This window comes from Rhodococcus sp. BP-332 (genome assembly GCF_019836065.1).
In the GTDB taxonomy this organism is placed as follows: domain Bacteria; phylum Actinomycetota; class Actinomycetes; order Mycobacteriales; family Mycobacteriaceae; genus Rhodococcoides.
Genome location: NZ_JABUEC010000001.1, coordinates 474194 through 493492, shown reverse-complemented (window position 1 = coordinate 493492; position 19299 = coordinate 474194). Strand labels below are relative to the sequence as shown.

General features: G+C 68.7%; 15 protein-coding genes. 14 read left to right on the top strand and 1 reads right to left on the bottom strand.

The window, feature by feature from the left end:
• Positions 1-44 precede the first annotated feature (44 nt).
• The 14 genes from HQ314_RS02275 to HQ314_RS02210 all read left to right on the top strand — a co-directional run bounded on the left by HQ314_RS02275 (position 45) and on the right by HQ314_RS02210 (position 18635).
• Positions 45-2519 (top strand): FAD-dependent oxidoreductase, encoded by a 2475-nt coding sequence (locus tag HQ314_RS02275; RefSeq protein ID WP_222649188.1) that lies wholly within the window; start codon positions 45-47, stop codon positions 2517-2519.
• Entirely contained in the window at positions 2516-3658 is a 1143-nt protein-coding gene (gene solA, locus HQ314_RS02270) for an N-methyl-L-tryptophan oxidase (protein ID WP_222645324.1), read from the top strand. Before HQ314_RS02275 ends, solA begins: the two co-directional genes overlap by 4 nt.
• Positions 3655-4812, top strand: a complete 1158-nt coding sequence (locus HQ314_RS02265; protein ID WP_056444954.1) for an aromatic ring-hydroxylating dioxygenase subunit alpha — start codon at positions 3655-3657, stop codon at positions 4810-4812. The genes solA and HQ314_RS02265 overlap by 4 nt, the downstream gene beginning before the upstream one ends.
• Positions 4813-4835: 23 nt before the next feature.
• Positions 4836-6365 carry an aldehyde dehydrogenase family protein gene (locus tag HQ314_RS02260; protein WP_222637675.1) on the top strand — a complete coding sequence of 510 codons (1530 nt, stop codon included), beginning with the start codon at positions 4836-4838 and terminating at the stop codon, positions 6363-6365.
• Between the two features lie 30 nt (positions 6366-6395).
• Positions 6396-7940 (top strand): APC family permease, encoded by a 1545-nt coding sequence (locus HQ314_RS02255; protein ID WP_222649186.1) that lies wholly within the window; start codon positions 6396-6398, stop codon positions 7938-7940.
• Positions 7937-9454: a GMC family oxidoreductase gene (locus HQ314_RS02250; RefSeq protein WP_027505097.1), complete on the top strand. Its 1518-nt coding sequence runs from the start codon at positions 7937-7939 to the stop codon at positions 9452-9454. Before HQ314_RS02255 ends, HQ314_RS02250 begins: the two co-directional genes overlap by 4 nt.
• Complete coding sequence (locus HQ314_RS02245) at positions 9432-11336, top strand: DUF294 nucleotidyltransferase-like domain-containing protein (RefSeq protein WP_222649184.1); 1905 nt, start codon at positions 9432-9434, stop codon at positions 11334-11336. Before HQ314_RS02250 ends, HQ314_RS02245 begins: the two co-directional genes overlap by 23 nt.
• A gap of 31 nt (positions 11337-11367) precedes the next feature.
• Entirely contained in the window at positions 11368-12201 is an 834-nt protein-coding gene (locus HQ314_RS02240; protein WP_222649182.1) for an IclR family transcriptional regulator, read from the top strand.
• Positions 12202-12321: 120 nt separating this feature from the next.
• Positions 12322-13041, top strand: a complete 720-nt coding sequence (locus HQ314_RS02235; RefSeq protein ID WP_222649180.1) for an AMP-binding protein — start codon at positions 12322-12324, stop codon at positions 13039-13041.
• Between the two features lie 54 nt (positions 13042-13095).
• Complete coding sequence (locus tag HQ314_RS02230; RefSeq protein ID WP_027505101.1) at positions 13096-15789, top strand: glucosidase; 2694 nt, start codon at positions 13096-13098, stop codon at positions 15787-15789.
• Between the two features lie 9 nt (positions 15790-15798).
• Complete coding sequence (locus HQ314_RS02225; RefSeq protein ID WP_056444936.1) at positions 15799-16905, top strand: zinc-binding dehydrogenase; 1107 nt, start codon at positions 15799-15801, stop codon at positions 16903-16905.
• 35 nt (positions 16906-16940) lie between these two features.
• Positions 16941-17693 (top strand): 4-hydroxy-tetrahydrodipicolinate reductase, encoded by a 753-nt coding sequence (gene dapB, locus HQ314_RS02220; RefSeq protein WP_027505103.1) that lies wholly within the window; start codon positions 16941-16943, stop codon positions 17691-17693.
• Between the two features lie 70 nt (positions 17694-17763).
• Positions 17764-18186, top strand: coding sequence for a hypothetical protein (locus HQ314_RS02215; RefSeq protein WP_222649504.1), 423 nt, complete (start codon positions 17764-17766; stop codon positions 18184-18186).
• Positions 18183-18635 carry an NAD(P)H-dependent oxidoreductase gene (locus HQ314_RS02210; protein WP_308119189.1) on the top strand — a complete coding sequence of 151 codons (453 nt, stop codon included), beginning with the start codon at positions 18183-18185 and terminating at the stop codon, positions 18633-18635. Before HQ314_RS02215 ends, HQ314_RS02210 begins: the two co-directional genes overlap by 4 nt.
• On the opposite strand, the gene HQ314_RS02205 is transcribed toward HQ314_RS02210, so the two are convergent.
• Positions 18636-19289, bottom strand: a complete 654-nt coding sequence (locus HQ314_RS02205) for a DUF3105 domain-containing protein (RefSeq protein WP_222649178.1) — start codon at positions 19287-19289, stop codon at positions 18636-18638. It lies immediately after the preceding gene.
• Positions 19290-19299 lie beyond the last annotated feature (10 nt).

Sequence of the window (19299 nt, the reverse complement as noted above, 5' to 3'; positions counted from 1 at the left end):
CACCCATCGTTGCGCTGATCGCAACAGGTCCCAGGGGGACGCTCGTGACACCTCGTATCGTCGTCATCGGCGCCGGCATCGTCGGGACCTCCCTGGCGGACGAACTGACCGCCCGTGGGTGGACTGACGTCACCGTGCTCGACCAGGGGCCGCTGTTCTCCACCGGCGGATCCACCTCGCACGCCCCCGGGCTGGTGTTCCAGACGAATCCCTCGCGCTCCATGGCCCACTTCGCGGCCTACACGGCCGACAAGTTCCGCGCACTCACGCACGACGACGGGCCGTGCTTCGACACGCTCGGCGGCCTCGAGATCGCGACGACCGAAGCTCGGTGGACGGATCTGCAACGCAAGGCCGGGTGGGCGCGCTCGTGGGGCATCGAGGGACGGCTCGTCGACGCCGCGGCCGCAGCGGCTCTGCACCCGCTCGTGGACCCGGACGTCGTGCTCGGCGCGTTCCACACTCCGAGCGACGGTCTCGCCCGGGCGGTGCGGGCCGCCGAGATGCAGGCGCGTGCGGCGCAGGCCCGCGGGGCGGTGTTCCGGGGGGACAGTCCGGTGACCGAGATCCTCCAGGCGAGTGGACGTGTGACCGGAGTGCGGACCCCGCACGGCGACGTGCCGGCGGACATCGTCGTGTCGGCCGCGGGCTTCTGGGGTGCCGAGCTCGGGCGCACGGTGGGACTCACGGTTCCCCTGGTCCCGATGGCGCACCAGTACGCCTACACCGGACAGATCGAGGCGCTGGTCGGCCGGAACACCGGTGCGACGGACGCGGGTCTGCCGATCCTTCGTCATCAGGACGGCGACCTCTACTACCGGGAGCACGGGGATCGTCTCGGTATCGGCTACTACGGCCACGACCCGATGCCCGCGGACATGGGCGCGCTGTCGTGGGACGCGGACGGTGACGCGTCGTCCGTGGCGCCCCCACCGATGCCGTCGATGCTGCCGTTCACCGAGGACGATTTCGCGCCGGCCTGGCGTGAGTCCGCGAGAGTGCTTCCGGCGCTGCGGGAGTCGAAGGTCGAATCCGGATTCAACGGCATCTTCTCCTTCACTCCCGACGGTCACTCGATCGTCGGGGAGCACCGGGATCTGGCTGGCTTCTGGGTGGCGGAGGCGGTGTGGGTGACACACTCCGCCGGTATCGCGCGCGCTCTCGCCCAGACCCTGATCGACGGCGCCTCGGAGATCGACCTCCACGAGTCCGATCTGTATCGCTTCGAATCGGTCGAGTGCAGTCCCGCCTTCATCGCCGCGACCAGCGCGCAGGCGTTCGTGGAGGTGTACGACATCGTGCACCCCCGCCAGCAGCGCACGGCGCTGCGAGGACTGCGGCGCAGCCCGTTCCACGCCGCGGAGGTCGCGCTGGACGCCCGCTTCGTCCAGGGCGGAGGCTGGGAGCGCCCCGCCTGGTACGAGAGCAACGCGGGCGAACTCGCGGCGCTCCTCGAGACCGGGTTCCACCTTCCGGTCCGCGACGAGTGGTCCGCGCGTCACTTCTCCGACATCGCCGTGGCCGAGGCCGCGGTGACGAGGAGCCGGGTCGCGATGTACGACATGACACCGCTCACCCGGTACGACGTGGAAGGACCCGGCGCAGCCCACTTCCTGCAGCACCTCACCACCAACGACGTGGACACCGCGATCGGCCGTGTCACCTACACGCTGATGCTCGACGAGAGAGGCGGGATCCGCAGCGACCTCACGGTCGCGCGACTCGGCGCCGATCACTATCGCGTCGGAGCGAACGGTCCACTCGACCTCGATGCGATGCTGCGCCGCGCCAGGACGGGAACGCCCGACGGTCCGGTGACGGTGCGGGACGTCACCGGAGCGACGTGTTGTGTCGGAGTGTGGGGTCCCCGTGCCCGCGCGATGGTGGCACCGCTGGCCGACGCGGATTTGGGACACAAGGCCTTCGGCTACTTCCGCGCCGTGCGGACGTACCTCGGTGCGATTCCCGTGATCATGATGCGGGTGTCGTACGTCGGCGAACTCGGGTGGGAGATCTACACCGACGCCGAGTACGGCGGCGCCCTGTGGGACCTGTTGTGGGAGGCCGGGTCCGACCACGGGGTGATCGCTGCCGGTCGGCTCGCGTTCGACAGCCTGCGACTCGAGAAGGGGTACCGCGCGTGGGGGCACGACATGACCTCCGAGGACACCCCGGCCGACGCGGGCGTCGAGTTCGCCGTCAAGGACGCCACGGACTTCGTCGGTCGGTCGGCCCTGGCCGCTCGGCCCGCGACGCGACGGCTGCGGACCCTCGTGTTCGACGACCCGGACGCCGTGGTGCTCGGGAAGGAGCCGGTCTCTCTCGACGGCACGGTCGTCGGGTACGTCACGAGCGCGGGATGGTCGGCGACCCTCGGGCGGTGCGTCGCGTACGCCTGGCTTCCGCTGAACACTCCACTCGGCACCGCGGTGTCGGTGACCTACTTCGCCGCCGCACTGGGTGCGACGGTGTCCGACGACGCGGTCGTCGATCCCGCCGGACAGCTGATCAGGAGATGAACCACGTGAGCTACGACGTCATCGTCATCGGACTCGGCGGCATGGGCAGCGCCGCCGCCTTCCATCTGGCCGACCGCGGACAGCGGGTGCTGGGACTCGAGAAGTTCACCCCCGCCCACGACAAGGGATCGAGCCACGGCGGATCGCGGATCATCCGGCAGTCCTACTTCGAGGACCCGGCCTACGTCCCGCTCCTCCTGCGGTCCTACGAACTGTGGGACGAACTGAGGAGCATGTCCGGGAAGGAGGTGCATCGGATCACCGGAGGACTGTTCCTCGGGCGCGAGAGCTCGGTGACGTTCTCGGGCTCGCTGCTGGCGTCACGGCAATGGTCGCTGCCGCACGAGATCCTGGATGCCGCGCAGGTGCGCGAGGCGTTCCCCACCTTCGATCCCGACCCCGACGAGGTGGCACTGTTCGAGGCCGCCGCGGGTTTCGCGAGGCCTGAACTCACCGTTCAGGCCCATCTGGACCTCGCCGAGAACCGCGGTGCGACATTGCAGTTCGGTGAGACGGTGCTCGGCTGGGAGGAGTCGGGGGACGGCGTCACCGTCACCACCGACAAGGGGACCCACACGGCGGGCCAGGTGGTGATCTGCCCCGGTGCCTGGGCGCCGCAGTTGCTCGAGCAGTTCGCGGTACCGATCGTCGTCGAGCGCCAGGTACTGCACTGGTTCGGCGCGAGCGCCGGTACCGCAGCGTACGAGAACAACCCGATCTTCATCCACGAGGCCGCGGACGGTATGCAGGACTACGGTTTCCCGGCGATCGACGGTCCCGACGGCGGCGTCAAGGTGGCCTTCTTCCGCAAGGGCATCGAGTGCACGCCGGACACCATCGACCGTACGGTGCACCCGCACGAGATCGAGGCGATGCAGACCCGAGTGCGGCAGACGGTGCCCGGCCTCGACGGGCCGAGCGTGCACTCCGCGACGTGCATGTACTCCAACACTCCGGACGAGCACTTCGTCATCGCGCGGCACCCCGACGCCACCAACGTCACCGTCGCGTGCGGGTTCTCCGGCCACGGTTTCAAGTTCGTGCCCGTCGTCGGTGAGATCCTGGCCGACCTCGCGACCACCGGGACGACCGCGCACCCCATCACCCTCTTCGATCCCCGCCGATTGGTGACCGTATGACAAGCGCCGCGCCCCGCACTCAGTCGTTGATCCCCACTCTCCCCGGATCCTGGTACACCAGCGCGGAGACGTTTCTGGCCGAGCAGGAGCACGTGTTCGAGACGATGTGGTTCTGCGCCGTCCGCAGTGCCGATCTCGCGGCACCCGGCGCCTTCCGCCGCGTCGACGTGGGCCGCGAGAGCGTGCTGGTGGTGCGCGGGCGTGACGGGGTCCTGCGCGCGTTCCTCAACGTGTGCCGCCACCGCGGCGCACAGATCTGCACGGAGGAGTCGGGCCAGGTCAAGCGTAATCTGCAGTGTCCGTACCACGCCTGGACGTACGGGCTGGACGGGAAGCTCGTGGCCGCTCCCAATCTGTCCGCGTTGTCGGACGGGTCCGGTGCCCCGCTCGACCGTACGGAGTGGGGTCTGATCCCCGTCGCGCTCCGGGAGTGGCTCGGCTACGCGTGGCTGTGCCTTGCGGACGAGCCGCCGTCCTTCGAGGACGAGGTGATCGGCGCGGTCACCGAGCGGCTCGGCGACCCGACGGCCATCGACCGGTACGACATGCCGTCTCTCGAACTCGGTCGCCGCGAGGTCTACGACGTGGCGGCCAACTGGAAGCTGATCGTCGAGAACTTCATGGAGTGCTATCACTGCGCCACGATCCACCCGGAGCTGACCGAGGTCCTCCCCGAGTTCGCGGACGGGCTCGCGGCCCAGTACTTCGTCGGCCACGGTGCGGAGTTCGGCGCGGAGATCGACGGATTCACCGTGGACGGGTCCGCGGGGTTCGGCGCCCTGCCGACGCTCTCGGAGGATCAGGACCGGCGGTACTACGCCATCACGATCAAGCCGACCGTCTTCGTCAACCTGGTTCCCGACCACGTGATCCTGCACCGCATGTACCCGGTGTCCGCGGACCGCACCGTCGTCGAGTGCGACTGGCTGTACACGCGGGACGTCGTCGAGTCCGGCCGCGACGTCAGCCGATCGGTCGAGTTGTTCCATCGCGTCAACGTGCAGGATTTCGACGCATGTGAGCGAACCCAACCGGCGATGAGCTCACGGGCATACCGTGACGGTGGCGTTCTGGTGCCGGCCGAGCATCACATCGGGCTCTTCCACGACTGGCTGGCGGAACGCCTGCGGGAGGACGGGCGCCTGCAGGGGTGACCGATCGGTGAAAGGGTGGGGCAGTGAATCAACAGACCGAGCACGACGTCGATCCGACACTGTTCGAGCGCGTTCTCCTCATCGGGGGTGAGTGGGTCCCTGCCACCTCGGGGGAGACCCGAGACTGCATCGACCCCGCGACCGGTCGCGTCCTGGTGTCGGTCGACGAGGCCTCGCCGGACGACGCCCGCGCCGCCGTCGCCGCGGCCCGTGCCACCTTCGATCGCGGCGACTGGCCCGCAACCCCGGTCGCGGAACGCTGTGCGGTGCTCGACCGCGTGGCGGATCTCCTGCAGCGCGACAAGGAGCGACTGTCGGTCATCGAGACCCTCGACACCGGGAAGACGTTGGCGGAGAGCCGCATCGACATCGACGACGTCACCTCGGTGTTCCGGTACTACGCTCAGCTCGCCGCCGTCTCGAGCGATCGTCTCGTCGACGTGGGTGATCCTGCGGTCATCTCGCGCGTGGTGCACGAGCCGATCGGTGTCTGCGTGATGATCGCGCCCTGGAACTACCCTCTGCTGCAGATCTCGTGGAAGATCGCGCCTGCGCTGGCTGCCGGCTGCACGATGGTGCTCAAGCCGAGCGAGGTCACCCCGCTGAGCACCATCGCGTTCACCCATCTGCTGGAGGAAGCGGGGGTGCCGGACGGTGTCGTCAATCTGGTGCAGGGCAGCGGCGCGACCATCGGGCCGGCGCTCACGGACAATCCGGACGTCGACTTCGTGTCGTTCACCGGTGGACTGGCGACCGGCAGCGCGATCCTCGCGAGTGCCGCGCCGCACGTGACCAAGGTGGCGGTGGAACTCGGGGGCAAGAATCCGCACATCGTGTTCGCGGACGCCGCCGACGAGGACACGTTCGACGCCTCCGTCGACCAGGTGCTCACCGGCGTCTTCCTGCACTCCGGCCAGGTGTGTTCGGCCGGAACACGTCTCATCGTCGAGGACTCGGTGGCGGATCGGTTCGTCGACGAGATCGTGCGCCGCGCCGAAGCCATCCGGATGGGACCGGGAACGGACCCGTCCAGCGAGACGGGGCCACTGGTCTCCACGACTCAGCGCGACAAGATGGAGGCGTTCGTCGAGACCGCCCTCGCGGAGGGTGCAGTTCTGCGTACGGGCGGCCGCGCACCGTCCGATCCGGCTCTGGCGGACGGAAGTTACTTCCTGCCCACGGTGTTCGACCACTGCTCTCGTGAGATGGACATCGTGCAGCTCGAGACGTTCGGGCCCATACTGACCGTCGAACGGTTCACCACCGAGGAAGAGGCACTGCGACTGGGCAACGACACGGACTACGGTCTCGCGGCCGGTGTGCGCACCACCGATCCCGAACGCGGCGAACGCATGGTGCGCGGGCTGCGACACGGAACCGTGTGGCTCAACGACTTCGGGTACTACACGGCCGCGGCCGAGTGGGGCGGTTTCAAGAAGTCGGGCAACGGGCGCGAACTCGGGCCCGCGGGACTCCACGAGTACCAGGAGACCAAGCACATCTGGAACAACACCGCAGCACCTCGGGCGGACTGGTTCGGCACCACCAGCTAGTTTCTTCCATTCTCACGTGAGCGAGGCGACATGGTGTCTTCCACTTCCGACGTCGAGGACGGCGGTCTCGGCGATTTCGGATACAAGGAATCTCTCGACCGCAGTCTGGGCAAGTTCGCGAGTTTCGCGGCCGGCGTCAGCTACATCTCGATCCTGACCGGCACGTTCCAGCTGTTCTACTTCGGATTCGGGTCCGCGGGCCCGGCTTATCTGTGGTCCTGGCCCATCGTCTTCGTCGGGCAGATGGCCGTGGCGCTGTGTTTCATGGAACTCGCGGCCAAGTATCCGGTGGCGGGCTCGGTCTACAACTGGGCGAAGCTGCTCGGCAGCCGCATCGTCGGATGGTCGTCGGGGTGGCTCATGCTCACCGCGTCGATCGTCACGTTGTCGGCGGTGGTGCTCGCCCTGCAGGTGAACCTGCCTCGGTTGTGGTCCGGCTTCCAGCTCATCGGGGACGGCACGGGGGAGTACGACTACGCCACCAATGCCGTCGTTCTCGGCACCATCATGATCGCGTTCACGACTCTGGTGAACGCCGCGGGCATCCGGTTGATGGCGCGGATCAACAGTGCCGGCGTCTTCATCGAACTCGTCGCGGCCGTGCTCATCGCCGTGATCCTGGCGTGCAACATTCAGCGCGGCCCGGAGATCTTCTTCTCCACCAACGGGTACGGAACCGAGGAGAGTGCCGGGTACCTGGGCGCGTTCCTCGTGGCGTCGCTGGCGTCGGGCTACGTGATGTATGGCTTCGACACGGCGAGCTCGCTCGGTGAGGAGACCGTCGAACCGCGGCGTACCGCCCCCAAGGCGATCCTGCGGGCCATCCTCGCGTCGTTCGTCATCGGCGGCGCCATCCTCGTGTTCGCCGTCATGGCGGCGCCGGATCTGAACGATCCCGAGCTGGGCACGCCGCAGGGTGGACTGCAGTCCATCGTCACCTCGGTGCTGTCCGGACCCCTGGGAACGGTGTTCCTGATCTGCATCCTGGTGGCCGTCACGGTGTGCTCGCTCGCGGTGCACACGGCGGCGATCCGCCTCACCTTCGCGATGGCGCGCGACAACGCGCTGCCGTTCGGCGAGCGGCTGGCCACCGTGCATCCGAAGTACCAGACGCCCGTGGTGCCCGCCGTCGTGATCGGTCTGCTCTCGATCCTGATCCTGGTGATCAACGTGGGGCAGCCCAAGATCTTCACGGTGCTCACGTCGATCGCGATCATCATGATCTACCTGGCGTATCTGATGGTCACGGGACCGCTCTTGAAGAAGCGACTGAAGGGCGAATGGCCGCCGAAGGACCTGAAGGAGGGTGGCTACTTCACGATGGGTCGCTGGGGTCTGCCCGTCAACATCTTTGCGGTCGTGTGGGGCGCCGGCATGGCGCTGAATCTGGCGTGGCCGCGCGAAGCCGTCTACGGGACACCCTGGTACAACACCTGGGGTGCGTTCGTCTACATCGGTGTCATCCTCGGGCTCGGATATCTGTGGTATTTCACCGTCGGTCGCGGACACATCGGTACGTTGACGTCACACGCAGCGACCACCACAGCGGGTACGGCGGAAGGCGAGAAGGTATGACGGACGCGATCTTCGACTACGTCATCGCGGGCGGCGGAACTGCGGGATGTGTTCTCGCCGCACGCCTCAGCGAGGATCCCACCGTGACCGTGTGTCTGGTCGAGGCGGGACCCACGGACGTCGGGAACGACGACATCCTGGTGCTCGACCGGTGGATGCATCTGCTCGACTCCGGCTACGACTGGGACTATCCCGTCGAGCCGCAGGAACGCGGCAACAGCTTCATGCGCCACGCGCGGGCGAAGGTGTTGGGCGGCTGCTCGTCTCACAACTCGTGCATCGCGTTCCATCCACCGGCCGGAATCCTGGACGACTGGGAGGCCATGGGCGCCACGGGCTGGAACGCCGAGTCGATCCTCCCGTACGTCTCGCGCGTCACCGGACCGGTGACGCTGCGGGACGTTCCGCCACTCGATCCGTGTGGTGCCGCCGTCCTCGAGTCCGCGGCCGGCGTGGGACTGCCGACCGTGCAGTTCAATCGCGGTGAGACGGTGCTCAACGGGGCCGGCTGGTTCCAGATCAACTCGTCCGACGACGGGTTGCGCATGTCCACCTCGCACGCGTACCTGCATCCGATCATGGCGACGCGCCCCAATCTCGAGGTCCGCACGGGCTGCTGGGTCAGCGAGATCGTCATCGACGACTCGCTCACGGCCACCGGAGTGCGGTATCAGCGTCCTGATCTGACGGGGCACGACGTCGTCTCCGCACGCCGTGAGGTCATCGTCACCGCGGGTGCGATCGACACTCCGAAACTGTTGATGCTGTCGGGAATCGGGCCCTCGGTGCACCTGCGCGAGATGGGGATTCCGGTGCGTGTCGACTCGGCGGGCGTCGGCGCGAACCTCGACGACCACGTCGAGGGCCTGGTGTTCTGGGAGGCGTCGAAGCCGATGGTCACCACGTCGTCGCAGTGGTGGGAGATCGGCCTGTTCGCCACGACCGAGGACGATCTGACGTATCCGGACGTGATGATGCACTACGGCAGCGTGCCGTTCGACATGAACACCCTGCGCTGGGGCTACCCCACCACGGACAACGGCTTCTGCCTGACTCCCAATGTGACACAGGGCCGTTCACGCGGAACCGTCCGACTGCGCTCACGCGATTTCCGTGATCGCGCCAAGGTCGACCCGCGGTACTTCACCGACAGCGAGGGGCACGACGACCGCGTGATGCTCGCGGGTCTCAAGCTCGCTCGACGCATCGCCGACCAGCCGCAGCTGAAGGACTGGATCGCCCGCGAGTTGGCGCCGGGGCCGGACGCCGTCACCGACGACGATCTCCTCGACTACGTGCATCGCACTCACAACACCGTGTATCACCCGGCCGGCACCGCGAAGATGGGTGCCGCGTCGGATCCGATGGCGGTGCTCGATCCCGAATTGCGCGTCAAGGGCGTGCACAATCTGCGGGTGGTCGATGCGTCGGCGATGCCGAAGCTGCCGGCGGTGAACCCGAACATCACGGTGATGACGATGGCGGAACGGTGTGCCGACCTCGTCACCGGCTGACACGCTCGCAGAATTCCTCGCCGGTCACTCTCCGTTCGACTCGCTGACCAGAAGCGATCTCGCCGATCTGGCGGCGACGGCGTCCACCGCCGAGTACGCGGCGGGCGATGTCGTGGTCGGACCGGGTGTCGACGACATCGACGCGGTGTGGGTGGTGTGGTCCGGCAGCGTCGACCTGCTGCATCCCGACGACGTCGACGGCGCCGCGCCGCTCGACACGATCGAGCCGGGTGGGTTGTTCGGCTTCTCGGCCATGCTCGTCGGTGTGCGCACGACCTTCACGGCGACGGCGGCGCGGCCGTCGGTCGTCGTGCGCCTGCCGGGTCCGTCCGTGCGACCGGTGTTCGCGAGCCCCGCGGGCGTGACGTACCTGGCTCGCACGATCGCGCAGTCTTTCGGCGGCCGGTCCATCGCCTCACCGAGTCCCGACGGCGCCGGTCTGTCGTCGGCGCCCGGCGGCACCGCGGCCGCCCTCGTGCGTCGTGCGGCGGCGACCGTGGACGCCGACACCTCGATCCGCGACGCAGTCTGCCTGATGACGGAGCGCGGGTCGTCGTTTGTGGTGATCCCGACGACGCGGGGCCGGTACGGCATCTTCACCGATCGAGACCTGCGGACGCGGGTGGTCGCCGCCGGTGTGCCGGTGGACACGCGGATCGGATCCGTCATGACAGTGCCCGCGGCCGTGGTGGACGCGGACCGGACGCCCACCGGCGTCCTGCTCGAGATGCTCGAGCTCGGCGTGCAACACATGCCGGTCGTCGATGTCCGGGGCGGTCTGATCGGTGTCCTCGAGAGCGCCGATCTGCTGGCCAACTCGACCACCCGCAGCTTCTCGTTGCGTCGGCACGTCGAGGCAGCCGTGTCCACCGACGCGTTGATCGAGGTGAGTGCGGGTCTGCGTCCGCTGATCGTCGACCTGTGGCGCACCGGGACCACCGCGGGGGCCGCGTCCGGGATCCTGTCCGTGGTGGTGGACGCCCTCGTCCGTCGTGCCGTGGAGCTGGCGATCGCGGCATCGCCGACCCCGCTGCGCGGCCGCGATCTCGCGTGGTTGTCGCTGGGAAGCGTCGGACGACGGGAGGCGATGCCGTCGTCCGACGTCGACAGCGCGTTGTCGTGGAGCGACGGCCTCGCCGGCCGAGAGGAGGCGCTCCGCCGCCTCGCCCGCGCCGTGCACCGCACGCTCGACGCCTGTGGACTGCCCGCCGACACCAACAACGCGATCGCGTCCAGCCCCCGCTTCGCCCGATCGGCCTCCGCGTGGCGCGCGGCCGCGAGCGGCTGGCTCGACGACCCCCTGGGCGATCGCGGCATCGTCATGTCCTCGCTCCTGGTCGACGGCCGGGTGGTGTGGGGCGATCCCGATCTCCACTCGGTTCCGGACGCGTACCGCAAGATGGCCGTCGAGCATCCCGAGGCGCTGCGGCTCCAGCTCCGCGATGCGCTGGCCACCCGAGCACGGGTGCGGTCGGTGCGGGACGTGCTCGCGCGGCGCGGTACGACGGTGGATCTCAAGTCGCACGCGGTGTCGCCGATCGTGAACCTGGCGCGGTGGGGCGGTATGAGTGTCGGCGTCGCCTGCGCGTCGACACCCGCCCGGCTGACCGCGGCGGCGGGCAACGGATTGCTGTCGGAACTGGACTCACGCGTGCTCGTCGACGTGTTCGAGCGGCTGCAGCACCTGCGTTTCGGCCATCAGGTGAACTGCCTGAGCGACGGGCGCACCCCGACGGACGTCGTGGCCCTCGGTGAGCTGACACCCCTCGAGCGCAGCATGGTGATGGACGCGATCCGGGAGATCGCGTCGGTCCAGCGCAGGGTGGGCCACGTGGCGTCCACCGTCGGTGTCCCCGTGCCCCGCGCGGTGCGCGACCGCTGACACCCGGTGCCGGATAGAATCGGACACCATCATGGCTTCTTCCGAGATCTCCGTGTCCGACACGTCCGGCACCGACGACGGCGACGACGCGGGCAGAGCGGTGACGCGCGGTACCGCGGTGCAGTCGGTCGACCGCGCTCTCGAGGTCCTCGAGATCGTCGCTCGACTCGGGACGGCCGGTGTCACGGCCATCGCCGACGAACTCGGGGTGCACAAGTCCACCGTCTCGCGGCTGCTGGGGGTGTTGGACGCCCGCGGCTTCGTGGAGCAGGTGGGTGAACGGGGCAAGTACCGGCTGGGGTTCACCATCGTCCGCCTCGCCGGGTCCGCGACGGCCGAACGCGACCTCGCAAAGGCAGCGCAGGGCATCTGCGACATGTTGGCCGAGAAGGTGGGGGAGACCACCAACCTCGCGGTGCTCGACGAGGACCGCGCCGTGAACATCGTCAAGGCTCGGTCCGAGTCCGAGGTCGCGCTGCGTACGTGGGTGGGCCAGGGCAGCCCGGTCCACGCCACGTCGAGCGGGAAGATTCTCCTCAGCGGACTGTCGCGGGACGAGGTACGTCGGCGCCTCCCGTCCCGGTTGGACTCCTTCACGGAGACCACGGTGACCTCGTCGACCGCGCTGGAGCAGGAGCTCGAGGCGGTGCGCTCGCGGGGCTGGGCCTCAGTGCGTGAGGAACTCGAGATTGGTCTGAACGCGGTGTCCGCGCCCGTGCGTGACCACACCGGGGACGTCGTGGCTGCGCTCAGCGTCTCGGGTCCGGCCTACCGGCTCGAACCGGACGACTTCGCGTCCGTCGCGGCGGACGCGATGAGTGCGGCCCTCGAGATCAGCCGCAAGCTGGGATACGTCGGCGACTGACACCGTGACTTCTCACAGTCTCGGGGGTGAGTGTTACGAATGGAAACATACTTCAGGTATGGTTATGGAGTCCTTGACCTGATCGCCGATAGTTTCCTCGGCAGTTGGCGGTGTTGCCGTATGACCGGTCTCCACCCGCGCGGCGTGCTCGACGCACCGCCGTCGTCGGCGCTCCAGAGCGGTGTCGTCGCGGCGATCGACGCGGTGGCGCGGCGGAACCCGTCGAGTCTCGCGCTGGTCTCACCCGCCGACTCGATCACCTACGGTGAGCTCGCCGTGGCCGCCAGAAACCGCGGAGCCGCGCTGCGCCGTGCCCACTCCCGCGACCGCGTCCCGCTCGCCGTACTCGCCGACGGCTCGGTCGACGCGGTCACCTCCGTCCTGGCCGTCCTCGCCTCCGGGCATCCCCTGTTCGCCGTCGACGCCGAACTTCCCGACGTGCTCCGCGCGCACGCCTGCGCGGCCGTCGGTGCCGTACCGGCCGCGTCGGTGACGTTCGATGCTCGTCTCGACGCCGTCGTGGATCACGAGGGTGTCTGGTGGGAGTCGCCCGCCTGGGATCAGGGTCTCACCGAAGCCGGCCGGCCCACCGCACTCGACGCCTGGCGGCCCGCCCTCGTCGCGCTCGGTCCGGGCACGACCGGACGCGTCACCGTCACGCACGAGGAGTTGGCCGCGTCGGTGTCCGATCTCGCCGTCCGTGCGGGTCTCGCGCCGGGCACTCTCTTCGACCTGTCCCACCCGTCGGCCTCGGTCGCGGGTCTCGTCGGACTTCTGGCCGGTCTGGTCACCGGCTGCACCGTCAGCGCGCCCGGACGGGGATTTCCCGCGGCGGTGTGACGCCCGGGCCTCCGGTGCGATGCACGTCCGCGTCCCTCGGGGCACACTGTGGCGGTGACCGACGCCGCAGATCAGCCTGCACACCCGACCGTCGAGCACTCTCGGCTCGCCGAATCGCCCGGAGCACAGAGCGCCTGGCGTACCTGGGGCCCGTATCTCGCGGGCCGTCAGTGGGGCACCGTGCGCGAGGACTACTCCGAGGACGGCAACGCCTGGGAGTCCTTCCCCTTCGACCACGCCCGCTCGCGCGCCTACCGATGGGGCGAGGACGGCCTCGGGGGCATCTGCGACCGCTTCGGCTTCCTCAATTTCTCGGTGGCCCTGTGGAACCGGCGCGATCCGATCCTCAAGGAGCGGCTGTTCGGACTCACCAACGGTGAGGGCAATCACGGCGAGGACGCCAAGGAGTACTGGTGGGCGCTCGACGGAACGCCCACCCACAGCTGGATGACGTGGCTCTACCGCTACCCGCAGGCCGAGTACCCCTACGAGGGGCTGCGTGAGGCGAGCCGCGCGCGCACACGCATGGACCGCGAGTTCGAACTGGCCGACACCGGGGTGCTGGACGAGAACCGGTTCTTCGACGTGGTCGTCACCTACGCCAAGGCGTCGCCGGACGACGTGTGCATCGTCGTCGACGTCACCAATCACGGGCCCGAGGCCGCATCGGTCGACGTGGTGCCGCATCTGTGGTTGCGCAACACGTGGTCCTGGGGGCGCGACGATCGCACCGCCTCCATCGTCGACGTCACGGCGGACGCGCTTCCCGGTGACATGGCCGTGGTGCGTGCGGAGCACGGTTTTCTCGGCCGGTACCACCTCGCCGCTCAGGGTGATGCGCGAGTGCTGTTCTGCGACAACGAGACCAATGCGGTGGAGCTGTTCGGCGCCGCGGAGAACCTCTCGGCCTGGACGAAGGACGGCATCGGTCGGCGCATCGTCGAGGGCGACGAGTCGGCCGTCAATCCGGACGGCACGGGGACGAAGAGTGCGTTCTGGTACTCGCTCGACGACGTGGCGCCCGGCGAGACCCGCAGCATCCGTCTCCGGTTGAGCACCGCGGTGCCGGACTCGTTCACGTTCGGCCCCGGCTTCGACGCGGTCCTCGCCGACCGACGGTACGAGGCGGACCAGTTCTACGACCACGTCATCGGCCCGGATCTGTCCGCGGCCGACCGCCACGTCGCACGGCGCGCCTACGCCGGCCTGCTGTGGTGCAAACAGCTCTACCGCTACGACGTACGCGAGTGGGCGCAGGGTGATCCGGTGGGAGCGTCGGCGCCGCAGTCGCGACTCGACGCGACCGCCCGCAACCATGCCTGGTCGCACTTCTCGCTCGCGGACGTCGTCTCCATGCCGGACGAGTGGGAGTACCCGTGGTTCGCCGCATGGGATCTCGCCTTCCACACCATCCCGCTGGCGCACGTCGACCCGGACTTCGCCAAGGAACAGCTCGTGCTCATGTGTCGCGAGTGGGCGATGCACCCCAACGGTCAACTGCCCGCGTACGAGTGGGAGTTCGGAGACGTCAACCCGCCGGTCCACGCCTGGGCGGTGTGGCAGGTCTACCGCATCGACGGACACCGCGACCGTGAGTTCCTGGTCCGGGTGTTCACCAAGCTGCTGTTGAACTTCTCGTGGTGGGTCAACCGCAAGGACGCGGGCGGCTCCAACATCTTCGAGGGCGGCTTCCTCGGGATGGACAACATCGGGATGTTCAACCGCTCGGAACCACTGCCTCCCGGTTTCCGACTCGAGCAGTCCGACGCGACCAGTTGGATGGCGTTCTACTGCCAGCAGATGTTCAAGATCGCGATCGAACTGGCACGCCACGACTCCGCCTGGGACGACGTCGCGACGAAGTTCTTCGCGCACTTCCTGTCCATCGCGGAGGCCGTGGGATCCTTCGGGTCGGCGCAGATGTCGCTGTGGCACGAGGAGGACGGATTCTTCTACGACGTCCTCGCCCCACCGCACGGTGACGCGGTGCCGCTGCGGGTGCGCTCGATGGTGGGCCTCCTGCCGATCCTGGGGGCCACCGAGATCCCGTCGTGGGTGCCGAAGGAGTGTCCGGACCTGACGTCTCGCTTGCGGTGGTTGCAGCACCGGAGACCGGATCTGGTGTCCCCGATGATGTCGCGCAACGACAACGGGACCTGGCGCATGCTCCTCGCCCTCGTCGATCCCGATCGGCTGCGGCGCATCCTCGAGCGCATGTTCGACAGCGACGAGTTCCTGTCGTCCTTCGGTATCCGGTCGCTGTCCGCGTCCTACCGCGACGGCGTCACGATGGAGGTCGAGGGCCGATCACTGTCCATCGAGTACGAGCCGGGGGAGTCCCGCACGTCGATGTTCGGCGGGAACTCGAACTGGCGTGGTCCGGTGTGGTTCCCCGTCAACGTGCTGCTCGCCGACAAGCTCCGCGCCTATGGTCGCTACTTCGGCGACACGTTCACCATCGAGATCCCCACCGGGTCCGGCGTGCAGCGCACCCTGGTCGAGGCCGCCGAGATCATCGAGAACGGCCTCGCGGACCTGTTCCGCGTGCGCGGATCCGGTCGGCCGTCGGACGGCGATCGCATCGAGTCCTCGGACGATCCGCTGTGGTCGGAGCATCCGACCTTCAGCGAGTACTTCGACGGGGACACCGGAGAGGGGCTCGGCGCCAGCCATCAGACCGGCTGGACCGCGCTGGTCGCGCATCTTCTCAATCCCAGAGTGCCGCAACCGCCGACGCCGCCGGGTTAACGTGGCGGCATGAAGATTCGCGGAGCTGTCCTGGAAGAGATCGGCCGTTCGCGGCCGTTCGCGGAGTCGCGTCCCCTGACGGTGTCCGAGCTCGAGCTCGATCCTCCCGGCGAGGGGGAGATCCTCGTACGCATCGAGGCGGCGGGGTTGTGCCATTCCGATCTGTCGGTGGTCGACGGCAACCGCGTGCGCCCCGTCCCGATGCTGCTGGGGCACGAGGCTGCGGGCATCGTCGAGGGCGTCGGCCCGGGGGTCGATCTCGCGCTCGGCACGCGCGTGGTGATGACCTTCCTGCCTCGATGCGGTGAGTGCTCGGGGTGCCGGTCGAACGGGCGCACACCGTGCATCCCCGGCAGCGCGGCCAACAACGCCGGCACTCTGCTCGGCGGAGACGTGCGGCTGCGCCGCGACGGCGTCGAGATCAAGCACCATCTCGGGGTGTCCGGTTTCGCGACGCACACGGTGGTGGACCGGCGGTCGGTGGTGCCCGTGGGTGACGACGTCCCGCCGGCCGTCGCCGCGGTGCTCGGGTGCGCGGTGCTCACCGGCGGCGGCGCACTGCTGAACGCCGCGTCCCCCACCGAGGGCGACACCATCATGGTTGTGGGGCTCGGCGGAGTGGGCATGGCCGCGGTGCTCACCGCGGCCTCGCTCGGACTGGGCGACGTCATCGGGGTCGATTCGATGCCGGAGAAGCTGGAGACGGCCCGCGAGTTGGGCGCCACGTCCGTGTACACCCCGCAGGAACTGGCCGAGTCCGGCGTGCGTGCCCAGATCGTCGTGGAGGCCGCCGGCAACGCGCGCGCCTTCGAGACCGCTCTCGCTGCCACTGCTCCGGGCGGCACCACCGTGACAGTGGGCCTGCCGTCGCCGGACGCCCGAGCGTCGATCTCGCCCCTCACGCTCGTGGCCGAGGCGCGGACCATCGTCGGGAGCTACCTCGGGTCCGCCGTTCCCGAACGGGACATTCCGACGTACGAGCAGATGTGGCGCGAGGGCCGCTTCCCGGTGGAGAAACTGGTGTCCTCACGCATCACGCTCGACGGGATCAACCGGGCGATGGACGAACTGGCGGACGGCAAGGCGATTCGTCAGGTCATCGAGTTCGACCACTAGGCTGTCCCCGACGGTTCCAGGTGAGGGGTGAACAGGTGACAGAGGCGATACGTGTCGGAGTACTCGGCGCGGCCGGCAAGGTCGGCCAGGCGGTGTGCGAGGCCGTCGAGGCCGCGGCCGACACGGAGCTCGTCGCTCGCGTGGACAAGGACGACCGGCTCGAGACGTTCGCCGAGAACGGCGCGCAGGTCGTGGTCGACTTCACCCATCCCAGTGTCGTCATGGACAACCTGCAGTACCTGATCGGCGCCGGGATCCATGCCGTCGTGGGCACCACCGGGTTCGACGACGAGCGACTCGATCAGGTGCGGTCCTGGCTCGCGGACTCGCCCGCGACCGGAGTGCTCATCGCTCCCAACTTCGCCATCGGCGCCGTGCTGTCGATGGCGTTCGCGCAGCAGGCGGCACGCTTCTTCGACTCGGTCGAGGTGATCGAGCTGCACCACCCGAACAAGGCGGACGCGCCGTCCGGCACCGCGTACCGCACGGCGGCGCTCATCGCGGACGCGCGGCGCGCGGCGGGAGTGGGCCCGAGTCCCGACGCGACCACCACCGAACTCGACGGTGCGCGCGGCGCCGACGTCGACGGAGTGCGTGTGCACTCCGTGCGCCTCGCCGGTCTGGTGGCGCACCAGGAGGTGCTCCTGGGAACGCAGGGCGAGACTCTCACCATCCGGCACGACTCGATCGACCGCACCTCCTTCACTCCCGGTGTGCTGCTGGGCGTCCGGTCCATCGCGGCGCGGCCCGGGTTGACGTTGGGCATCGAACCGCTGATGGATCTGTGATGAGCAGCGGGAAGTCCGGAGGACGGTCGGAGTGAGCAAGTATTCGCGAGTGGTCGCGATCATCGCCGTGATGGTGTTGGTTCTCGGCGTCTACTTCGTCATTCTGGGCGGGCGGGGGATCGACTTCATCCAGCTCGGCGGTCCGGTGAACATCGGGCTGGGTATCGGTGTGCTGATCCTTCCGCTGCTGGGCCTGTGGATCGTGGTGGCGACGCTGCGGGCGGGTTTCCGGCACCAGCACCTCGCCCGTCGGATCCACGACGAGAATCTCGAGCTGGACGTCGACGACCTTCCGCGCATGCCGTCCGGGCGCATCGAGCGCGGCGCGGCGGATTCGCTCTTCGCGGACGTCAAGGCGGAGTACGAGAAGTCGCCCGACGACTGGCGCACGAACTACCGTCTCGCCCGTGCGTACGACTACGCGGGCGATCGCGGGCGCGCACGCGAGATCATGCGGCGCGCCGTGGAACTCGAGCGCACCGAGAGCGCGTGACCGTCCTGCTGGTGGTGCACCACACGGTGTCGCCGCCCATGGCGGAGATGCTCGAGGCGGTGCTGGCCGGGGCGCGGGATCCCGACATCGAGGGTGTCGACGTCCGGGTGCGCCCGGCCCTGGGTGCCACGATCGCCGACGTGGTCGACGCGGACGGCATCCTCCTCGGCACTCCCGCGAACTTCGGGTACATGTCGGGTGCTCTCAAGCATTTCCTCGACACGGTGTACTACCCGACGCTCGGGTCGATGAACGGAAAGCCCTGGGGCGCCTGGGTGTACGGCAACAACGACACTGCGGGCGCGGTGCGCGCACTGACGAGCATCGTGAGCGGATGGGGCCTCGAGCCGGCCGCGGTGCCCGTCGAGGTGACCGGGTTCGACGCCGCTGCGCGGCAACGGCTCGTCGAACTCGGTGGCACGGTGGCCGCGACGATCATGCCTGCCTGATCACTCCGGAAGGGTCAGCGGGGATGCGGGATCCGGCGCGCTCTCGACGAACGCCGGCGGGTTCGCCGTGTCGAACGTGGTGGGCAGGGTCGCGCACGTCGCGCCGGGCTCCGGGAAAGTGTTCGGATTCAGGCGCAGTGCCGAGACGAAACGGTCGATGCGCTCGTCGTCGCTGCTCTCCACTGCCAGGCGATGCCCCCACGACTGCAGCGAGATCCGGCGATCCATGCCCGGATACGGCGACATCATCAGGTACGGCTCGCCCTCCACCCGCGCGGCCAGCGCTGCGATCTCGCCGTCGTCGAGCGCTTCGGGGTCGTATGCGATCCACACGGCACCGTGTTCGAGGGAGTGCACCATGTTCTCGGTGCGCACGGCCTCCGGATAGACCACGCCGGTGCACGTCGCCCACGCGTTGTCGTGTCGACCACCCATCGGCGGTGAGAAGGCGTACGCCACACGGTAGTTCGGCAGTACGTGGTAGGCGGGCGGGTAGTCGACCACCTCGATGCCGTCGAGCGCGAGAGAGGGGTCGGGATTGTCGGCGGTGGGCACCCACGCGTCGGCCGTCGGACGTCCCTCGACGGCCCTGCCGCAGCCCCCGGCGAGGAGGGCGGCCGACAGGATCAGGGGAACGAGCGCCGACCGATGCATGATTCGAGAG